This is a genomic window from Nocardia lasii (assembly GCF_042658545.1).
GTDB lineage: Bacteria > Actinomycetota > Actinomycetes > Mycobacteriales > Mycobacteriaceae > Nocardia > Nocardia lasii.
In genome coordinates this window covers 122,519-138,818 of record NZ_JBHSQN010000001.1, presented here as the reverse complement: position 1 = coordinate 138,818, position 16,300 = coordinate 122,519, and the positions used below count along the sequence as shown (strand labels likewise).

General features: G+C 67.1%; 18 protein-coding genes. 7 read left to right on the top strand and 11 right to left on the bottom strand.

All coding sequences use genetic code 11. The features are described from left to right. Positions 1-24: 24 nt before the first annotated feature. The 3 genes from ACFP3H_RS00700 to ACFP3H_RS00690 form a co-directional block, all read right to left on the bottom strand. Entirely contained in the window at positions 25-1,314 is a 1,290-nt protein-coding gene (locus ACFP3H_RS00700) for a D-alanyl-D-alanine carboxypeptidase family protein (protein WP_378598075.1), read from the bottom strand. Between the two features lie 74 nt (positions 1,315-1,388). Beyond that, positions 1,389-2,078, bottom strand: coding sequence for a SnoaL-like polyketide cyclase (locus ACFP3H_RS00695; protein ID WP_378598073.1), 690 nt, complete (start codon positions 2,076-2,078; stop codon positions 1,389-1,391). A gap of 140 nt (positions 2,079-2,218) precedes the next feature. Further along, positions 2,219-3,112 carry a phenylalanine 4-monooxygenase gene (locus ACFP3H_RS00690; protein ID WP_378598071.1) on the bottom strand — a complete coding sequence of 298 codons (894 nt, stop codon included), beginning with the start codon at positions 3,110-3,112 and terminating at the stop codon, positions 2,219-2,221. Positions 3,113-3,358: 246 nt separating this feature from the next. Here ACFP3H_RS00690 and ACFP3H_RS00685 point away from each other — a divergent pair, with 246 nt between their 5' ends. From ACFP3H_RS00685 to ACFP3H_RS00670, 4 genes are all read left to right on the top strand, one after another. Then, positions 3,359-3,547, top strand: coding sequence for a type II toxin-antitoxin system VapB family antitoxin (locus tag ACFP3H_RS00685; protein WP_378598069.1), 189 nt, complete (start codon positions 3,359-3,361; stop codon positions 3,545-3,547). A 110-nt stretch (positions 3,548-3,657) separates the two neighbouring features. Then, positions 3,658-4,335, top strand: coding sequence for a JAB domain-containing protein (locus ACFP3H_RS00680; RefSeq protein ID WP_378598067.1), 678 nt, complete (start codon positions 3,658-3,660; stop codon positions 4,333-4,335). Between the two features lie 43 nt (positions 4,336-4,378). Further along, complete coding sequence (locus tag ACFP3H_RS00675) at positions 4,379-5,521, top strand: Fic family protein (RefSeq protein ID WP_378598065.1); 1,143 nt, start codon at positions 4,379-4,381, stop codon at positions 5,519-5,521. Between the two features lie 44 nt (positions 5,522-5,565). Then, entirely contained in the window at positions 5,566-6,456 is an 891-nt protein-coding gene (locus ACFP3H_RS00670; RefSeq protein WP_378598063.1) for a fructosamine kinase family protein, read from the top strand. A gap of 7 nt (positions 6,457-6,463) precedes the next feature. On the opposite strand, the gene ACFP3H_RS00665 is transcribed toward ACFP3H_RS00670, so the two are convergent. The 7 genes from ACFP3H_RS00665 to sdhC all read right to left on the bottom strand — a co-directional run bounded on the left by ACFP3H_RS00665 (position 6,464) and on the right by sdhC (position 11,661). Beyond that, the gene (locus ACFP3H_RS00665; RefSeq protein ID WP_378598061.1) at positions 6,464-6,889 is read right to left on the bottom strand and encodes a cytotoxic translational repressor of toxin-antitoxin stability system; all 426 of its coding nucleotides are present in this window, start codon (positions 6,887-6,889) and stop codon (positions 6,464-6,466) included. Beyond that, positions 6,886-7,044 carry a hypothetical protein gene (locus tag ACFP3H_RS00660; protein WP_378598059.1) on the bottom strand — a complete coding sequence of 53 codons (159 nt, stop codon included), beginning with the start codon at positions 7,042-7,044 and terminating at the stop codon, positions 6,886-6,888. The genes ACFP3H_RS00665 and ACFP3H_RS00660 overlap by 4 nt, the downstream gene beginning before the upstream one ends. A 12-nt stretch (positions 7,045-7,056) precedes the next feature. Beyond that, positions 7,057-8,067 carry an Abi family protein gene (locus ACFP3H_RS00655; protein WP_378598057.1) on the bottom strand — a complete coding sequence of 337 codons (1,011 nt, stop codon included), beginning with the start codon at positions 8,065-8,067 and terminating at the stop codon, positions 7,057-7,059. A gap of 171 nt (positions 8,068-8,238) precedes the next feature. After that, positions 8,239-9,009 (bottom strand): succinate dehydrogenase iron-sulfur subunit, encoded by a 771-nt coding sequence (locus tag ACFP3H_RS00650; protein ID WP_378598055.1) that lies wholly within the window; start codon positions 9,007-9,009, stop codon positions 8,239-8,241. Then, a complete protein-coding gene (sdhA, locus tag ACFP3H_RS00645) occupies positions 9,009-10,760 on the bottom strand; it encodes a succinate dehydrogenase flavoprotein subunit (protein ID WP_378599574.1) in 1,752 nt (583 codons plus the stop codon). The genes ACFP3H_RS00650 and sdhA overlap by 1 nt, the downstream gene beginning before the upstream one ends. 60 nt (positions 10,761-10,820) lie before the next feature. Further along, entirely contained in the window at positions 10,821-11,255 is a 435-nt protein-coding gene (locus tag ACFP3H_RS00640; RefSeq protein WP_378598053.1) for a succinate dehydrogenase hydrophobic membrane anchor subunit, read from the bottom strand. 1 nt (position 11,256) lies between these two features. Then, complete coding sequence (gene sdhC / locus ACFP3H_RS00635; RefSeq protein WP_378598051.1) at positions 11,257-11,661, bottom strand: succinate dehydrogenase, cytochrome b556 subunit; 405 nt, start codon at positions 11,659-11,661, stop codon at positions 11,257-11,259. Between the two features lie 290 nt (positions 11,662-11,951). On the opposite strand from sdhC, the gene ACFP3H_RS00630 reads away from it, so the two are divergent. The 3 genes from ACFP3H_RS00630 (at position 11,952) to ACFP3H_RS00620 (ending at position 14,996) form a co-directional block, all read left to right on the top strand. Then, positions 11,952-12,365 carry a cytidine deaminase gene (locus ACFP3H_RS00630; RefSeq protein ID WP_378599571.1) on the top strand — a complete coding sequence of 138 codons (414 nt, stop codon included), beginning with the start codon at positions 11,952-11,954 and terminating at the stop codon, positions 12,363-12,365. Between the two features lie 19 nt (positions 12,366-12,384). Further along, complete coding sequence (locus ACFP3H_RS00625; protein ID WP_378598049.1) at positions 12,385-13,734, top strand: thymidine phosphorylase; 1,350 nt, start codon at positions 12,385-12,387, stop codon at positions 13,732-13,734. Positions 13,735-13,898: 164 nt separating this feature from the next. Next, a complete protein-coding gene (locus ACFP3H_RS00620; protein WP_378598047.1) occupies positions 13,899-14,996 on the top strand; it encodes an adenosine deaminase in 1,098 nt (365 codons plus the stop codon). A 48-nt stretch (positions 14,997-15,044) separates the two neighbouring features. Here ACFP3H_RS00620 and ACFP3H_RS00615 read toward each other — a convergent pair whose 3' ends face one another. After that, a complete protein-coding gene (locus tag ACFP3H_RS00615; protein ID WP_378598045.1) occupies positions 15,045-16,286 on the bottom strand; it encodes a primosomal protein in 1,242 nt (413 codons plus the stop codon). Positions 16,287-16,300 lie beyond the last annotated feature (14 nt).

The following is a 16,300-nucleotide window of genomic DNA, read 5'->3' as shown; positions in this document are numbered from 1 at the left end:
CGCCGGTGTCGCTCGGCGAGGACCTCACGGCCTCCGTCGGAAAGCCCGGCGTGCCGCCACCAACAGCGCCACCACCACGACGATGCCGCCGAGCACCGTGACGGCCCGCGCGGCCTCGTGCGTCGGGCGATCGATCTCGACCGGGCTGCCGTCCGCGCGCGGCGGCGGGGAGGCCAGCGGAACCGTGGGTTGCACTGCCTCACTGCCTGATTCGGGCAACTTGCCGACGCGGGCGTCGGCGTCGAGGCCGAAGCCGTAGTCGAGCAGCCGCGCGGCCTGCTCCCACGGGCGGATCGGGCGCACATCGGCTTTGAGCAGGGTGACGACCAGACGGTGACCGTCGCGCTCGGCGGCGGCGACGAAGGTCTGGCGGGCGTCGTCGGTGAAACCGGTCTTGCCGCCGATCGCGCCGGGATAGTTGTAGAGCAGCTGGTTGTCGTTGCCGATCGGGAAGCCGGGATGGTCGGTGTCGCCGGGGATCGCCGGGTCGGCCGGGAAGCCGGGGAAGTCGACCTGTTCGGTGTGGATGAGCTCGGCGAACAGCGGGATGTTCATCGCCTCGCGGAACAGCACCGACAGGTCGTAGGCCGAGGTGCTCATGCCGGGGCCGTCGAGGCCCGACGGGGTCGCGGCGCGAGTGTCCAACGCGCGCAACGACTTCGCCAGCTCGTTCATCTTCGCCACCGTGGCCTTCTCGCCGCCGAGTTGGGTGGCGATGGCGTGGGCGGCGTCGTTGCCCGAGCACATGATCAGGGCCTGCATGAGCTGACGATTCGTATAGCGACCACCCGGCCCGATCCCGACCCTGGTGCCGTCCACATCGGCGTCGGCCTGCGTGCCGATCACCACGGTGTCCAGATCCAGCGTGCGCAGCGCGACGATGGCCAACGCGACCTTGATGGTGCTGGCGGGACGGTAGCGGCCGTGCGGGTCCTTGGCGGCGAGCACGCGCCCGGTGTCGAGATCGGACACCATCCACGCGGTCGCCGAGATCTCCGCCGGGGGCGCGGGCGCGCCGTGCGGCAGCACCACGCCGCAATCGCGCATCCGCTCGCCGCCGATCGCGGGGGCGGGGACGGGCAGCGGGCTCGGCGTCGGCTCGCCCGGCGCGGGGACCTCCGAGCTGTCGATCGGCGCGGGCGGCTGGGTGCGCTGGGCGCAATCGTCGGTGTTCGGGGTGGTGAACGGGGTGCTCGTCGTGGAACTACCCGGCTCGTCGGGGGCGGGTAGCGCCACCGCGGGGGTGCTCACGAACACCGCGACGGCGACGCCGAGAAAGCACGCGGCGTGCACGCCGACTTCACGAATCCTCATCGCCGGGCAGCTTAACTTCTTCCGCGACGCCGCCGTTCGACGCGTCGGAACGCATCGAACGGCGGCAGCGCCACCTACTTGCCGTGCTGCACGGGGCAGCCGTGGGCCAGCGGGCCGAGCAGCTTGTTGTTGTCGTAGAAGTGCTCGAGCTCGAGGATGCGCAGGTCCTCGCTCACGCGGGCGATGGTCACACCGAACATCTCGATCTGCTCGCCGGTGGGCGCGTGGCCCTTGTACTCACCCTCGAACTTGCCCCAGTGCCGCCAACGGATGCTCACCGTCGGCGGGCCCGACAGCACTTCCAGGACCTCCCAGAAGAAACCGCCGGGGAAGGCGGTGTGGAAGATGTGGTGCGAGGAGTCGAAGGTCTCGTTCTCGGCGTCGTAGTACGGGTTGTCGCCGATCAGGATGTTGTAGCTGCCGATCCGCGCGAACTCCTCGGCGTCCTGCCACACCCCGCCGTTGACCCGGCCGCGGTACTGATCGGCCACCACCGACAGCCACGTCGCGGGATCGGCCTTGTGCGAGACCTCCATCTCGAAGACCTTCACCAGATCCTCGACGATCGCCTCGAGCGAGCCGGGCGCGTGCTCGACGCTGCGCTCACGCGGGATCACCTCGTGGCTCAACTCGTAGTCGGGCACGTTGCCGCGCCATTCGCTCGGCGCCGCCGCGGCGATCACGGCTTCGCGACCCTGCAGCCACAGCGGGGCTTCCGGCTCAGGATTCTGCTCGGCCTGCGTATCCGTCACGTCTACAGTCATTTTCGGTCCACCCGACCCTTTCACAAGCTTGAAGAACGGGTCGAAAGTAACAGTCGCGCACCGAATCTCGCGTCTCAGGTCTCACCAGGTGAGAACCACAAAATGGCGAACTGTGTTCTGCGACATAGTATTAGGATCGGCTAAGTCGAAGTGGCGGCCTGCCGAGCGAGCCGCGCCGGGGTGTCGTCGGTCATGGTCGCGAAGAATTCGCCGAGCACCCCGACGATCTGATCCACCGAATCCGCGCAGAACAGAACCGGCTGGTAGTGCGTGATGTCGTAGGCGATCGTGCCCATTTCCGCGACATCGAACCGACGTAGCCGAGCCTGCCGGAATTCATCGATCTCGCCGAACGAGGACAGCAGTCCCGCGCCGTAGCAGCGGATCTCGTCGTCCTCACGAACCACACCGAACTCGAGTGAGAACCAGAACACATCGGCCAGGAATTTCAGCGCCGCGTCGGTCTCCAGCCTGCCGACGGCCGCGCCGACCGTCTCGTACAGCGCGGCGAACCGCGGGCTCGCGATCTGGTTGGCGTGGCCGATGATCTCGTGGATGGCATCGGGTTCGGGGGTGTAGAGCGGGGCCGAGTGGTGGCGGATGTACTGGGTGGAGTGGAAGGTGCGCTCGGCGAAGGAACCGAAGAACTCGCGCAGCGGGACCAGGCCCGCGGCGGGGACGTAGGTAAAGCCCGACAGCGGTGCCAGCAGACGCGAGACCTCGTCGAGCTGGGGGATGTGATCGCGCGGCAAGCCCAGTTCGCGGGCCGCCTCGCGCACCTCGCGGCAGGCGTAGCGCTCGTGTTTGCGGGCCAGCTCCGCCGAGGCGATGCGCCACACCCGCTGTTCGTCGTCGGTGTAGTCGATGTGGGGGACGGGGCCGCCTGCGTGGTCGAGGGCGAGCGCGGCGATGGCGTTGCGGCGCGCGCGGTAGTTCGCGTCGTCGACGCCGGGGTGGTTCTCGCTCAGGTGCACCGTCACATCGCCGTCACGCTCACGCGTCACCGGCGAGTAGAGCTGGGCCTCTGTGAACATGGTTCAAGGCAAGCACCGGGTGCGGCGGGCGACAACAACGACGCGCGCAACTGCGCAAACTGTTCAGTTCACCGGGCTCGTTCGTGCGCGATTCCGGCGACGCACCGCGTTTTCTGTGCGCTTGCTGACCGAGCTTCACCAGCGAATCTGCGAAGGTGCGAAAGCCGGTTCGGTAACGACGCGGTGAATATACCGACGGCGGTAAAGCCCATCACGCAAGATTGCGTTCGTATCAGAGGAGGATGTGTGCGCACCCTGCGAATAGATCTCGATCATCGTCTGCTGGCCGCCGCCGCCGACATCATGGGCACCGCCGACAGTAACGCGACCGTCAACGAGGCGCTACGCCGCATCGTGGTGCACGAACGCCAACTACGCAATCTCGAACGGCTCATGGCCGACTCGGTATTCAGCAAAGAACCTTCGCTCGAGTGAGCTGAGGCGAGTTCGGGTTTCGCCGCCGACGTGGTGGCCGAGGGGTTGCCCGAACTTGTCGGTGCCCCCTGCGATCATCGGATTCCGTCACCGATCGCAGGGGGAAACCAATGTCGGTACCGATCGCGAATATGCCACTCGCCCAACGCCCGCGTGAGCGTCTGCTCATGCTCGGCCCGCACGCGCTCAGCGACGGCGAACTGCTCGCCCTGCTCCTCGGCCAGGGCACCCGCGGCCAGTCGTCGGTGGAGCTCGCGGCCCAATTGATCGGCGACTACGGCGGATTGGCCGAACTCGCCGCCGCCCGCCCCGAGGAACTGGCCGCCCGCGCGGGCATCGGCCCCGCCAAGGCCGCCACCGTCGTCGCCGCCTTCCACCTCGGCACCCGCTCGCGCCTGCCCGCGCGCTCCCAACCCCAACTCACCACCCCCGACGACATCGCCGCCGCCGCGATCCCCCTGTTCGCGGGCGCCCGCGTGGAACGGTTGCTCGTGCTGGTCTGCGACACCCAGCACCGCCTGCGCCACCACGCCTTCGTCGCCCAGGGCGCCATCGACCACGTCGCCGTCCCCGTCCGCGAAATCCTCAACACCGTCCTGCGCCACGACGGCCGAGCCTTCGCCGTCGCCCACAACCACCCCTCCGGCGACCCGACCCCCAGCCCCGACGACCACCGAGCCAGCACCCTGCTCCACCAGGCCGCCCGCACCGTGGGGTTGCGCTACCTCGACCACATCGTCGTCGCGGGGGAGTCCTGGTCCACCGCGCCACCGGAATTCGACCGGTGATCGCTTCGAGTCGCGGATGCTATCAGGCTGGTAGCATCGAAGCATGCTGTTCCGGGTGCCGTCGTTGGATGCGAACGACCGTCGCGTGCTGGCCGAAATCGAGGAGTTCCGGGACCAGTTCCGGCATCGGCTGGCCGAGCCGCGCCGGTGGCAGGGGCAACTGCGGCGGAGTCTGTCCGCCGGGGCGATCCGGGGATCCAACACGATCGAGGGATACACGATCAGCCTGGACGACGCGATGGCACTGGCGTCCGGTGAACAGATGTCGGCAGCCCCGGACGACGACACGAGGGCGGCCGTCGAGGGGTACAAGGACGCCCTCACCTACGTCCAGCAGACGGCGGATTTCGACGCCTTCCGCTATGAGGAGATGCTGCTCTCGGCGCTGCATTTCATGCTGATCAAACACGATATCCACCAGTGGCCGGGCCGATACCGGCCCGGTGGCATCTGGGTGAGTGGTGGTGCGGGTCGACCGCCCGTCTACGAGGGTCCGGCGGCCGACGAGGTTCCCGTGCTGATGCGTGAACTGATGGAGTGGCTCAATGACGGGGACCTCGACGAGTCCCCTGATGTTCGCGCGGCGATGGCGCACCTGGACTTGGTATCCATTCATCCATGGCGCGACGGCAACGGGCGAATGTCGCGGTGCCTGCACACCATGGTGCTGGCACGCGGGCAAGTGCTCGCCCCGGAATTCTCCAGCATCGAGGAATGGCTCGGGCTGTCCGAACTCAATACGTTGGAGTACTACGCGGCCCTGCGCAGAACCCAACGTGGCGGATTCGACCCGACCAACGACGCACACCCGTGGGTCCGCTTCTGTTTACGTGCCCACCACCTGCAAGCCCAGGGGGTGCAGCGCCGATTCGAAGCCGCCGCGCGACTGTGGGCGAGGCTGGAAGAACTCGGCACCCGACACGGACTGCCAGAGCGAACCGTCACCGCGCTCTACGCCGCCGCCCAAGGGCACCTGCGTCGATCCACCTATGCCCAGGACGAGTCCATCTCGCGCGACATCTCGGTCCGTGACTTGCAGTGGCTCCAACGACTCACCCTGATCGAACCGGTTGGTCACGCCCGCACTCGCCGTTACGTCGGTGGACCTGATCTCCGGTCGATCACCGAAGAGGTTGTCGCCGAGGTGAATACCGAGTTCCTGCGCGAGCCGTATCCGGACGAGTAGGGGTTCGCGCGCGGTGGTCGGGTAGGTCTGGGCATGATGGGGGTGTGGATCTGCCGTTCCTGCGTGCGAACCCGCACCTGCTGTCGACTTTTCTCGCTCATCAGCGACTGCGGACCACTCCGGTCTCGGGTGGGTCGATCAGTGTGGTCGAGCGGATCGGGCTCGATGACGGGACGCAGGTGTTGCTCAAGACCTGGCCGGGGGGAGTCTCGGCCGCGCCGACCGTCGGGCTGGTGGCCGCTCCGGCCGGGTTGTTCGCCGCCGAGGCCGACGGTCTCACGTGGTTGCGGGCGGCGGGTGGGGTGGCCGTGCCGGAGTTGTACGCGCAGACCGACGATCTGCTGCTGATGGAGTGGATCGACCACGCCGAGCCGACCGCCACCGCCGCCGAACGATTCGGCGCGGGACTCGCCCACACCCACCGTGCGGGCGCACCCACCTTCGGCGCCGCGAGCGACGGCTTCCTCGCGGGTCTACCCCTGGACAACACCCCCGGCGACGACTGGCCGACCTGGTACCGCGAACACCGAATCCTGCCGTACCTGAGGCTCGCCGTCGACGCGGGCGCCCTCGACCCCGCCGACGCCGGCCTCATCGAATCCATTCGCATCGAAGCCCCCACCTCGGCCCCGGCCCGCATCCACGGCGACCTCTGGCCCGGCAACATCCTGTGGGGCCCCGCCGACACCCCCTACCTGATCGACCCCGCCGCCCACGGCGGCCACCCCGAAACCGACCTGGCCTCCCTCCACCTCTTCGGCGGCGCCCCCCACCTCCCTCGAATCATCGCCGCCTACAACGAGATCCACCCCCTCGCCCCCGACTGGCACACCCGCGTCCCCCTCCACCAACTCCACCTCTGGCTGGCCCACGCGGTCCTCTTCGGCCGCTCCTACCGAACCGCCGTCCTCGACGCCGCCGCCCACTATCGATAGGCGAGCATCAGGACCCGGTGGTCCAGAATTGCTGGGCTCGAGCGATGGCTTCGGCTTTGGTCAGTACGGCGACCTCGGCATCGGCAAGCCCGACCCGATGGACCAGCATGTGGACGAGATCGGCCGGGAGTGACTCTCTGTCAGGGAGCGGGGAACTTCTCGGGGGGAGGGCCTTGTCGAGGACGCAGGCCCAGAACACCTCGGCGGTGACGTCGAGGTGGTCGCGCAGGATGTGCGCCCAGATCGAGGGGCCGTAACCGGTCCGGTCGGGTGGGTGGGAGATACGGGTGCGCAGGATGCGTCCGTCGGTGAGTTCCAGCTCGAAGGTCACGTGATGGGTTCCGCTGCGACCTCGAGCATCGCGCACCCGCTTCCACCGCTCGATCTCGCAGAATTCGGCGTGGCGAGCCCGCGTCGGTTCGGGGTGGCTCACCGGTCGGCCCCGACCAGCCACTCCCGCAGTTGCTCGTCGGTGCTCAGACACACCAATTGCACCAGACCCCAGTTGTCCCGATGGTTCGCGGCCAGTCGTAGGCGGTCCTGCCAGTCCGAGAAGGTGTGGACGGCCTCAGCGAGAACGATCAGCACCCGCATCTTTTGTCAGGACGCGTCGGCCCACCGGGGCAGGTCTTTCCAGTCGACAGGAAATCCCATCTCCTGAACAGTTCTGATGCTGAACTCGGCGAAGCTGCTGTCGACCAGATGGCTGACCTTGCAGGTCCAGGTGTTGCCGGGTGAGGTTGTAGCCAGCAGAAACGCGATCAAACAGAGCGTTCCGTAGACGCTTTCGAACTGGTCAGGGGGTAGGCCCTCGAATCCGGGAAGTCCTGTGAGAGCGGGCGTGCCGACCGGGGTCAGGCGCCGGTTCCACAGGCGGCTGTGGTGAGCGCAGATGTTACGGACGATCGTCAGGTGCAGGAGCCAGTTCGCCAGGGGCGGGTTCTGTTTCCAGCGCTTACGCTGTTTCCGACGCTGGTTCTCGCTGAGGTTCGGTGTCAGTGGCGGAGGAGTGATGGCGAACCACTGCATGATTCGCTGCTGGTCGACGCTGGTCATCCCGGCGAACAGCTTGCTCAGATCGCCGAAGTCGAGAACATCCGTCAGAACCCAGATCGGTATGTCGCCGCCGTAGTTGGCGATGTGGTGGTCCACTGCAGCATCGTGCCCCTTGGCTCGACCGACTCGCCCCCGCGCCGTCGAGAGCCATTTGGTGTGGTTGATCGATCCACAGAACTGTGGGCGAAAGATGTGCGATTGCTCGTAGGCAAGGGGGCCGTGGCTGCCCAGGGTGTAGCCGATCTGACTACGCATGGCGACCTCGATTCGCTCCAGACCACTCATGATGAGGTTCTTCAGATGTCGATCGAACTCGTAGAGGCCGACGACCTCGGCGAATGTTGTCCCGGGAATGAAATCGTCGGTGAGCTTCGACGTGTCCTGCGGATCGGGCGCGCGGAATGGGTAGGAGTAGCCGCTGAGTCGGTAGTAACCCACCGCGCGAAGCCAGCGATCGGCCAGTTCAGGCGACTCGATCGTCATCCCTCGCGAGGTCAGTAGCGCGATCTGGTCCGCGATGGACAGGAACGGCTTGGGTGTTCGGACCGTTGGCATCCGTCGACCATACAAATCCGGCCCGCTCCTGACGAACAGGGCGGGCCGAACTATTGAGTAGATAGTAACTCCTCGGCGGCCGAGCTCACAATTCGCCACGCGTACGGGCCGGCACCGGAACGACGAAGGCCGCCCGCACCGGAAGGGTGCGGACGGCCTCAGCGAGAACGATCAGCGGGCGAAGAGCAGGGCGCGCTTGACTTCCTGGATCGCCTTGGTGACCTCGATGCCACGGGGGCACGCGTCGGTGCAGTTGAAGGTGGTGCGGCAGCGCCACACGCCTTCGACGTCGTTGAGGATGTCGAGGCGCTCGCGGGCGCCCTCGTCACGGCTGTCGAAGATGAAGCGGTGCGCGTTGACGATCGCGGCGGGGCCGAAGTAGCTGCCGTCGGTCCAGTACACGGGGCACGAGGTGGTGCAGCACGCGCACAGGATGCACTTGGTGGTGTCGTCGAAGCGGGCCCGGTCGGCCTGGCTCTGGATCTGTTCGCGGGTGGGCTCGTTACCCGAGGTCATCAGGTAGGGCTTCACCGCGCGGAACGCGTCGAAGAACGGCTCCATGTCGACCACGAGGTCCTTCTCCACGGGCAGGCCGCGGATCGGTTCGACGGTCATGGTGAGGGTCTTGTCGCCCTTGGGCAGCAGGTCCTTCATCAGCACCTTGCAGGCCAGGCGGTTCACCTGGTTGATCCGCATGGCGTCGGAGCCACACACACCGTGGGCGCACGAGCGCCGGAAGGTGAGGGTGCCGTCCAGGTAGGACTTGATGTAGATGAGCACGTTGAGGAAACGGTCGGTCGGCAGGACCGGCACCTGGAACGTGTCCCAGTAGGCGCCCTCACCGTTCTCGGGGTTGAACCGGGCCACCTTGACGGTGACCATGACCGAGCCCTCGGGGACCGGCGCCGGCTTCTGCTTGGCGGTATCGACTGCAGCAGTCATCAGTACTTACGCTCCATCGGCTCGTAGCGGGTCTGCACCACCGGCTTGAAGTCGAGGCGGATCTCGGAGATGAGCTCCGGGCCCTCCTTGTATGCCATCGTGTGCCGCATGAAGTTCACATCGTCGCGATCCGGGTAGTCCTCGCGCGCGTGACCGCCACGCGATTCCTTGCGGTTGAGCGCGCCGACCACGGTGACCTCGGCCAGCTCGAGCAGGAAGCCCAGCTCGACGGCCTCGAGCAGGTCGCTGTTGTAGCGGCGGCCCTTGTCCTGCACCGTGATCCGGGTGTAGCGCTCCTTGAGCGTGTGGATGTCGGTGAGGACCTTCTTGAGGGTTTCCTCGGTGCGGAACACGCCCGCGTTCGCATCCATGGTGGCCTGCAGCTCGGTGCGGATGTCGGCCACGCGCTCGTTGCCGTGGTCGGACAGGATCAGCGTGAGCCAGTCCAGCACCATCTGCGCCGGATCGGCCGGCATCTCGACGAACTCGGTGCGGTTGGCGTACTCGGCGGCCGCGATGCCGGCGCGACGGCCGAACACGTTGATGTCGAGCAGCGAGTTGGTGCCCAGGCGGTTGGCGCCGTGCACCGACACGCACGCGCACTCACCGGCGGCGTAGAGGCCGGGGACCACGTCGGTGTTGTTGCGCAGCACCTCGCCACGGATGCGGGTGGGGATGCCGCCCATCACGTAGTGGCAGGTCGGCATGACCGGCACGAGCTCCTTGACCGGGTCGACGCCCAGGTAGGTGCGCGCGAACTCGGTGATGTCGGGCAGCTTCTCCTCGAGCACGTCCTCGCCGAGGTGGGTCACGTCGATGTAGACGTAGTCCTTGTTCGGCCCGGCGCCACGGCCCTCGGCCACCTCGAGCACCATCGAGCGGGCGACGATGTCACGCGGCGCGAGGTCCTTGATGGTGGGGGCGTAGCGCTCCATGAAGCGCTCGCCGGAGACGTTGCGCAGGATGCCGCCCTCACCGCGAACAGCCTCGGAGATGAGGATGCCGAGGCCGGCGAGGCCTGTCGGATGGAACTGGTGGAACTCCATGTCCTCGAGCGGCAGGCCCTTGCGGAACACGATCGCCATGCCGTCGCCGGTCAGCGTGTGCGCGTTCGAGGTGGTCTTGTACATGCGGCCCGAGCCACCGGTGGCGAACACGATCGACTTCGCGTGGAAGACGTGGATCTGGCCGGTGGACAGCTCGTAGGCGACGACGCCGGTGGCGACGGGTCCGCGATCGGACTCGGTCAGCACCAGGTCGAGCACGTAGAACTCGTTGTAGAACTCGACGTCGTGCTTGACGCAGTTCTGGTAGAGCGTCTGCAGGATCATGTGACCGGTGCGGTCGGCGGCGTAACACGCGCGACGGACGGGCGCCTTGCCGTGGTCGCGGGTGTGGCCGCCGAAGCGACGCTGGTCGATCTTGCCCTCGGGCGTGCGGTTGAACGGCAGGCCCATCTTCTCCAGGTCCATGACCGCGTCGATGGCCTCTTTGGCCATGATCTCCGCGGCGTCCTGGTCGACCAGGTAGTCACCACCCTTGACGGTGTCGAAGGTGTGCCACTCCCAGTTGTCCTCTTCGACGTTGGCCAGCGCGGCACACATGCCGCCCTGGGCCGCGCCGGTGTGGCTACGGGTGGGGTACAGCTTGGTCAGGACCGCGGTCCGGGCGCGCGGCCCGGCCTCGATCGCCGCGCGCATGCCCGCGCCGCCGGCGCCGACGATGACCACGTCGTAGCGATGCTCCTGGATGGATCGTCCACCCGTGGCATTGATCAGTTCGCTTCGCTCACTCATGCGAGGTGGCCTGTCCTAACCTGTGATGTTGGGGTCGAAGGTGAAGATGACGTAGGTACCGACCGCGACGACGAGGATCATCGACAGCACGAGGATCACCTTGAGCCAGAACCGGGTGGAGTCCTTGCGGGAGTAGTCGTCGATGATCACGCGCAGGCCGTTGCCGCCGTGCAGCTGGGCCAGCCACAGCATCGACAGGTCCCAGAACTGCCAGAACGGGCTGGACCAGCGACCGGCCACGAACGCGAAGTTCAGGCGGTTAACGCCACCGTCGATCATCAACATGATGAACATGTGACCGAGGACCAGCACGATCAGGAACAGGCCCGAGATGCGCATGAACAGCCATGCCCACTTCTCGAAGTTGCCGTTGGACTTGCCGCGCGGCGAGCGGGGCAGGTCGAGGCTGGCCGGGCGATCGTAGGACTTGCCGATGATGGGTGCGGACATATCAGTGCTCCGTCAGCAGGTAGAAGAACTGGCGGCCGACGCCTGCGGCGGAGACCAGAACCCAGATGGCGAGAACGATCCACAGCATCTGCTTCTGGTAACGCGGACCCTGTGACCAGAAGTCGACCAGAATGACCCGGACGCCGTTGAGTGCGTGGAACAGGACTGCGACAACCAGACCCATCTCCATCAACGCCACGACGGGGTTCTTGTAGAGCTCGATCGCCGCGTCGTAGGTTTCCGGGTTGACCCGGACCAGTGCCGTGTCCAGCACGTGGGCGAAGAGGAAGAAGAACAGCGTGACACCGGTGATCCGGTGCAGCGCCCAGGACCACATGCCGGGGTCGCCGCGGTACAGCGTCTTCCGCTTCGGCTGGGCCGGAGCCGGAGCTTCTATCGTGGTCATAGAGTGCGGTGCCTCCAACGTCGTTGATGGACCCGGTCACAGATCCGACGCCGGCATGCGTGGAGAGGCAAATGCCCAGGTGGCTGCGCTGTATTCTCGAGCGCTGGCCCGCCGCCGGGAACCTGAACCGATCTTCGGTGAACTCTAATCCCCTCTGTTTCGCGGAACTAATTCGGCGTGCCGCGCGTTGCGTGCGAAACAGGCGAGTTAGGTTTACCTTTCTCGATGCCGGATACTGGTGTTCCGGCCTCATTTTCCCGGTGTTCGACGGGATCGGCTGGAGGTTCAAGATGCCCGAAATCGAGTGGAATACGTTGCGTGACAAGGCAATTCACGCGATGGGTGCGGCATATGTCCCGTACTCGCGGTTCCCGGTCGGCGCGGCAGCTCTCAGTGCCGACGGCCGAATTGTGAGCGGATGCAATGTGGAAAATGTCTCATATGGGCTTACCCTGTGTGCCGAATGCGTACTCGTCGGTAACTTATTCATCGGTGGTGGCGGGCGTCTCATCGCGCTGTCGGTGAGCGATTCCCGGGGCGAGATTCTGATGCCGTGCGGGCGCTGTCGACAGCTGCTGTTCGAGCACGGCGGCGCCGAGTTGCTCATCGATCACCCCGAGGGGCCCAAGCGACTGGCCGAGCTGCTGCCCTACGCCTTCGGCCCCGACGATCTCGCGGCCGGTCGGACTGGCGAAGGTGGGTAACCACTGATTTAGTTGGCTGATGGGTAACTCGTCGGAGTCCAACGAACGTTCCAACCACCTGTCGCAGGGCAGTCCGCCCGGTGCGTCCGGCCTGGACGCGGTGTCGGTGATCAGCCGCAAACGCGACGGTGGCGAACTCTCCGACGCGCAGATCGACTGGGTGATCGACGGATTCACCCGGGCGACCGTGGCCGACGAGCAGATGTCGGCGCTGGCGATGGCGATCCTGCTGCGCGGCATGACCCGGCGCGAGACCGCCCGCTGGACCGCGGCGATGATCGCCTCCGGCAGCCGGATGGACTTCACCGACCTGCCCCACCCCACCGTCGACAAGCATTCCACCGGCGGCGTCGGCGACAAGATCACCCTGCCGCTGGCCCCGCTGGTGGCCGCGTGCGGCGCGGCCGTGCCGCAGCTGTCCGGGCGCGGCCTCGGGCACACCGGCGGCACCCTGGACAAGCTCGAGTCGATCCGTGGCTGGCAGGCCGACGTGACGGTCCCGCGTATGCGCGAGATCCTCGCCGACCCCGCGATCGGCGCGGTCATCTGCGCCGCCGGGGCCGATCTGGCCCCCGCCGACAAGCGCCTCTACGCCCTGCGCGATGTGACCGGCACGGTCGAGTCGATCCCGCTGATCGCCAGCTCGATCATGAGCAAGAAGATCGCCGAGGGCACCGCCGCGCTGGTCCTGGACGTGAAGGTCGGCTCCGGCGCCTTCATGAAGACCCTCGACGGCGCCCGCGAACTCGCCACCGCGATGGTCGAACTCGGCCGCGACGCGGGCGTGCACACCGTCGCCCTGCTCACCGCCATGGACACCCCGCTGGGCCGCACCGCGGGCAACGCGATGGAAGTGGCCGAGTCGGTCGAGGTCCTGGCCGGCGGCGGCCCCGCCGATGTCGTCGAACTGACCCTGACCCTGGCTCGCGAAATGGTCGCCCAGGCCGGCCTGCACGTCGACCCCGCCGAGGTCCTCGCCGACGGCCGCGCGATGGACCAGTGGCGCGCGATGATCCAGGCCCAGGGCGGCGACCCCGACGCGCCCCTGCCCGTGGCCCGCCACACCGAGGTCGTCCGCGCCGAATCCAGCGGCGTACTCACCCGCCTCGAGGCCATGGGCGTCGGCATCGCCGCCTGGCGCCTCGGCGCGGGCCGCGCCCGCCAGGGCGAGAAAGTCCAGGCAGGCGCAGGCATCGAAATGCACGCCAAGCCCGGCGACACGGTAGTCGCGGGCCAGCCCCTGCTGACCCTGCACACCGACACCCCGGAGGCATTCGAGGGAGCCTTGGCCGCCCTGGCCGACGCGATAACCGTCGAGACCACCTCGGAGTGGAAGCCGGGCGAACTGATCTTGGGCCGGATCAGCTGACCCCGAAAAGCGCGATCCCACCCCGGTATCTCGCAAGCACATGGGTAACTCCCCAACCAACAGCTAACCCGACCACCCCACCCACCGCCGCCCGCCAACGGGACAAACGCGGCACTTAAGTCTGGCCAGAAGACGCGGAGAGGCGGGGGAGCTAACGTTTGGGGATGACTGGTCCGGCGCCTCTTGACCTTGCTTCGATCCGACGCGCACCGAAAGCCCTGCTGCACGATCACCTCGACGGTGGTCTGCGGCCTGCGACGGTGCTGGAACTGGCCGCGGACTGCGGCTATGACGAGTTACCCGCCGGCGATGCCGAGAGTTTGGGGGCGTGGTTCCGTGACGCCGCCGACAGCGGTTCGCTCGAGCGGTATCTGGAGACCTTCGCCCACACCGTGGCCGTGATGCAGACCCCGGAGGGGTTGCGGCGGGTGGCGCGCGAGTGCGCGATCGACCTCGCCGCCGACGGTGTCGTGTACGCGGAGGTGCGGTTCGCGCCCGAGCAGCACCTCGAGAAGGGCCTCACGCTCGACGAGGTCGTCGAGCACACGCTCGCGGGGTTCCGGGAGGGTGAGGCGATCGCGGCCGAGCAGGGCCACACCATCCGGGTGACCTGTCTGCTCACCGCCATGCGCCACGCCGCCCGTTCGCGCGAGATCGCGGAGTTGACCGTGCGGTTCCGTGACGCCGGGGTCGGCGGGTTCGACATCGCGGGCGCGGAGGCGGGGTTCCCTCCCACCCGGCATCTGGACGCGTTCGAGTACTTGCGAGCCAACCACGCGCACTTCACGATTCACGCCGGCGAGGCGTTCGGGTTGCCGTCGATCCACGAGGCGCTCGCGTTCTGCGGGTGTGATCGGCTGGGTCACGGGGTGCGGATCACCGACGACATCAGCGTGCCGGGTGACATCGAGGACGCGCAGCTGGGCTTGGTCGCGAACTATGTGCGCGATATGCGGGTTCCGCTGGAGTTGTGTCCGTCGTCGAATGTGCAGACCGGCGCGGTCCCGTCGTTGGACAAGCACCCGTTCGACCTGCTCGCCCGGCTGCGCTTCCGGGTCACCGTCAACACCGACAACCGCCTGATGAGCGACACCTCGATGAGCGAGGAGATGTACAAGCTGGTCGAGACCTTCGGCTACGGGTGGAGCGACCTCGAGCGTTTCACCATCAACGCCATGAAGTCGGCCTTCATCCCGTTCCCGGACCGGCTGAAGATCATCGACGAGGTGATCAAGCCGGGTTACGCGGTCCTGCTGGGGTAGCGGGCGAGATCAGGGGTGGCACCGCGATCGGTGCCACCCCTGATCCACTCATTCGCTGACGAGCCGGGCCTCGAACACGCGCTGCAGTTCGCGGAACTGCTGGGCTTCCGGCGCGAACGGCGGGTTGGGCGCCATCCGGTTGGGGTCCGGGTTGAGCAGGTACGACACGTACCAGCCCAGCGGATTCGACGGTGCGAGAGCGGTTTCCACGCTGTCGTCATCGGCGTAGTCGGCGGCGTCGCTGAACAGCTCCACCGCCAGATCGAGCTGTTCGATGTCGACCGCTTCGGGCCCTTCGGCCAGGTCCTCGACCAGTCCGGTGAGCACGTAGACGTTCTCGTCGGTCACCGCGACCTCGAGCGAACCGTCCACGGCCGCGGTCTGCACCTCGGCGAAGGTCGAGACCCGGGCCAGCTCGTGCTCGTGATCGTCGGCCAGGTAGCGGGCCAGCGCGCGCTCGGAGCCGAACACGGTGATGGTGCGGCCGTTGCCGAGGAAGATCGGCTCGTCGTCGAGGTAGCAGCGCAGGGTGAAGTGCTCGCCGTCGGAGGTGACGATCTTGACGGGGTCGATGCCGACACCGTCCCAGAACGACTCGTCCTCGTCCTCGTCGTCGGTGGCGCTGAGATCGACGCTCTCGAACTCCTCTTCCTCCTCGGCGACATCGTCGGCGTCGACCACGTTCTCCTCGGCCGCCAGCAGCTCGGCCTCGGCGACCGCGACCGCCGCCGCGTCGACCTCGGGGGTGGACACGACGCTGTCGATCGCGTCGAGCACGTCGTCCCAGCCCTTGACGATCGCGGCGCCGACCTGATCCCACAGCTCCTCGCCGTCCCGGCCGACGAAGGTCGAAGCACCGCTGGCCAGCGCGCCGAGCACCGGGTTGTTGCCGAAGAACTTGGTCACCACGTCGAGCTCGCACACCTCGGCGATATTGCGCACCATCGCCAGGGTGTCCTCCAGCTCGCCGACGACCTCGCCGTCGGGCTCGCCCGCGGCCAGCTCCGGCACGGAGACCAGATCGAAGCTGAAATTCTCCTCCGGCTCCAGCTCGGCGGCCGACAGACCGGCGATGAGCGCCCACGACGGGTGGTCGACGAGGTCGTTGTCGGAGTTGGTGCGAATGAACGCCGCCAGTTCCGCGACGGACTCGAAACCGTAGAGGTCGTCCTCGTGTCCGAGGAACGCCTCCCACTCGTCGTCGCCGTCGCGCCAGCGCGGAGCCCACAGGGTGACGAGATCGCCATCGGTCAGACCGAGCTCGATCGGGACGATGTCTCCAGAAGCCATGACGCGAAGCCTAG

Coding starts and splice junctions, on each gene's coding strand:
- ACFP3H_RS00700 (WP_378598075.1), bottom strand. CDS start 1,314: ATGAGGATTCGTGAAGTCGGCGTGCACGCCGCGTGCTTTCTCGGCGTC.
- ACFP3H_RS00655 (WP_378598057.1), bottom strand. CDS start 8,067: ATGCCAACGGTCCGAACACCCAAGCCGTTCCTGTCCATCGCGGACCAG.
- ACFP3H_RS00695 (WP_378598073.1), bottom strand. CDS start 2,078: ATGACTGTAGACGTGACGGATACGCAGGCCGAGCAGAATCCTGAGCCG.
- ACFP3H_RS00650 (WP_378598055.1), bottom strand. CDS start 9,009: ATGACTGCTGCAGTCGATACCGCCAAGCAGAAGCCGGCGCCGGTCCCC.
- ACFP3H_RS00640 (WP_378598053.1), bottom strand. CDS start 11,255: ATGTCCGCACCCATCATCGGCAAGTCCTACGATCGCCCGGCCAGCCTC.
- ACFP3H_RS00620 (WP_378598047.1), top strand. CDS start 13,899: ATGACTGGTCCGGCGCCTCTTGACCTTGCTTCGATCCGACGCGCACCG.
- ACFP3H_RS00680 (WP_378598067.1), top strand. CDS start 3,658: ATGTCGGTACCGATCGCGAATATGCCACTCGCCCAACGCCCGCGTGAG.
- ACFP3H_RS00690 (WP_378598071.1), bottom strand. CDS start 3,112: ATGTTCACAGAGGCCCAGCTCTACTCGCCGGTGACGCGTGAGCGTGAC.
- sdhC (WP_378598051.1), bottom strand. CDS start 11,661: ATGACCACGATAGAAGCTCCGGCTCCGGCCCAGCCGAAGCGGAAGACG.
- ACFP3H_RS00625 (WP_378598049.1), top strand. CDS start 12,385: ATGGGTAACTCGTCGGAGTCCAACGAACGTTCCAACCACCTGTCGCAG.
- ACFP3H_RS00615 (WP_378598045.1), bottom strand. CDS start 16,286: ATGGCTTCTGGAGACATCGTCCCGATCGAGCTCGGTCTGACCGATGGC.
- ACFP3H_RS00630 (WP_378599571.1), top strand. CDS start 11,952: ATGCCCGAAATCGAGTGGAATACGTTGCGTGACAAGGCAATTCACGCG.
- ACFP3H_RS00675 (WP_378598065.1), top strand. CDS start 4,379: ATGCTGTTCCGGGTGCCGTCGTTGGATGCGAACGACCGTCGCGTGCTG.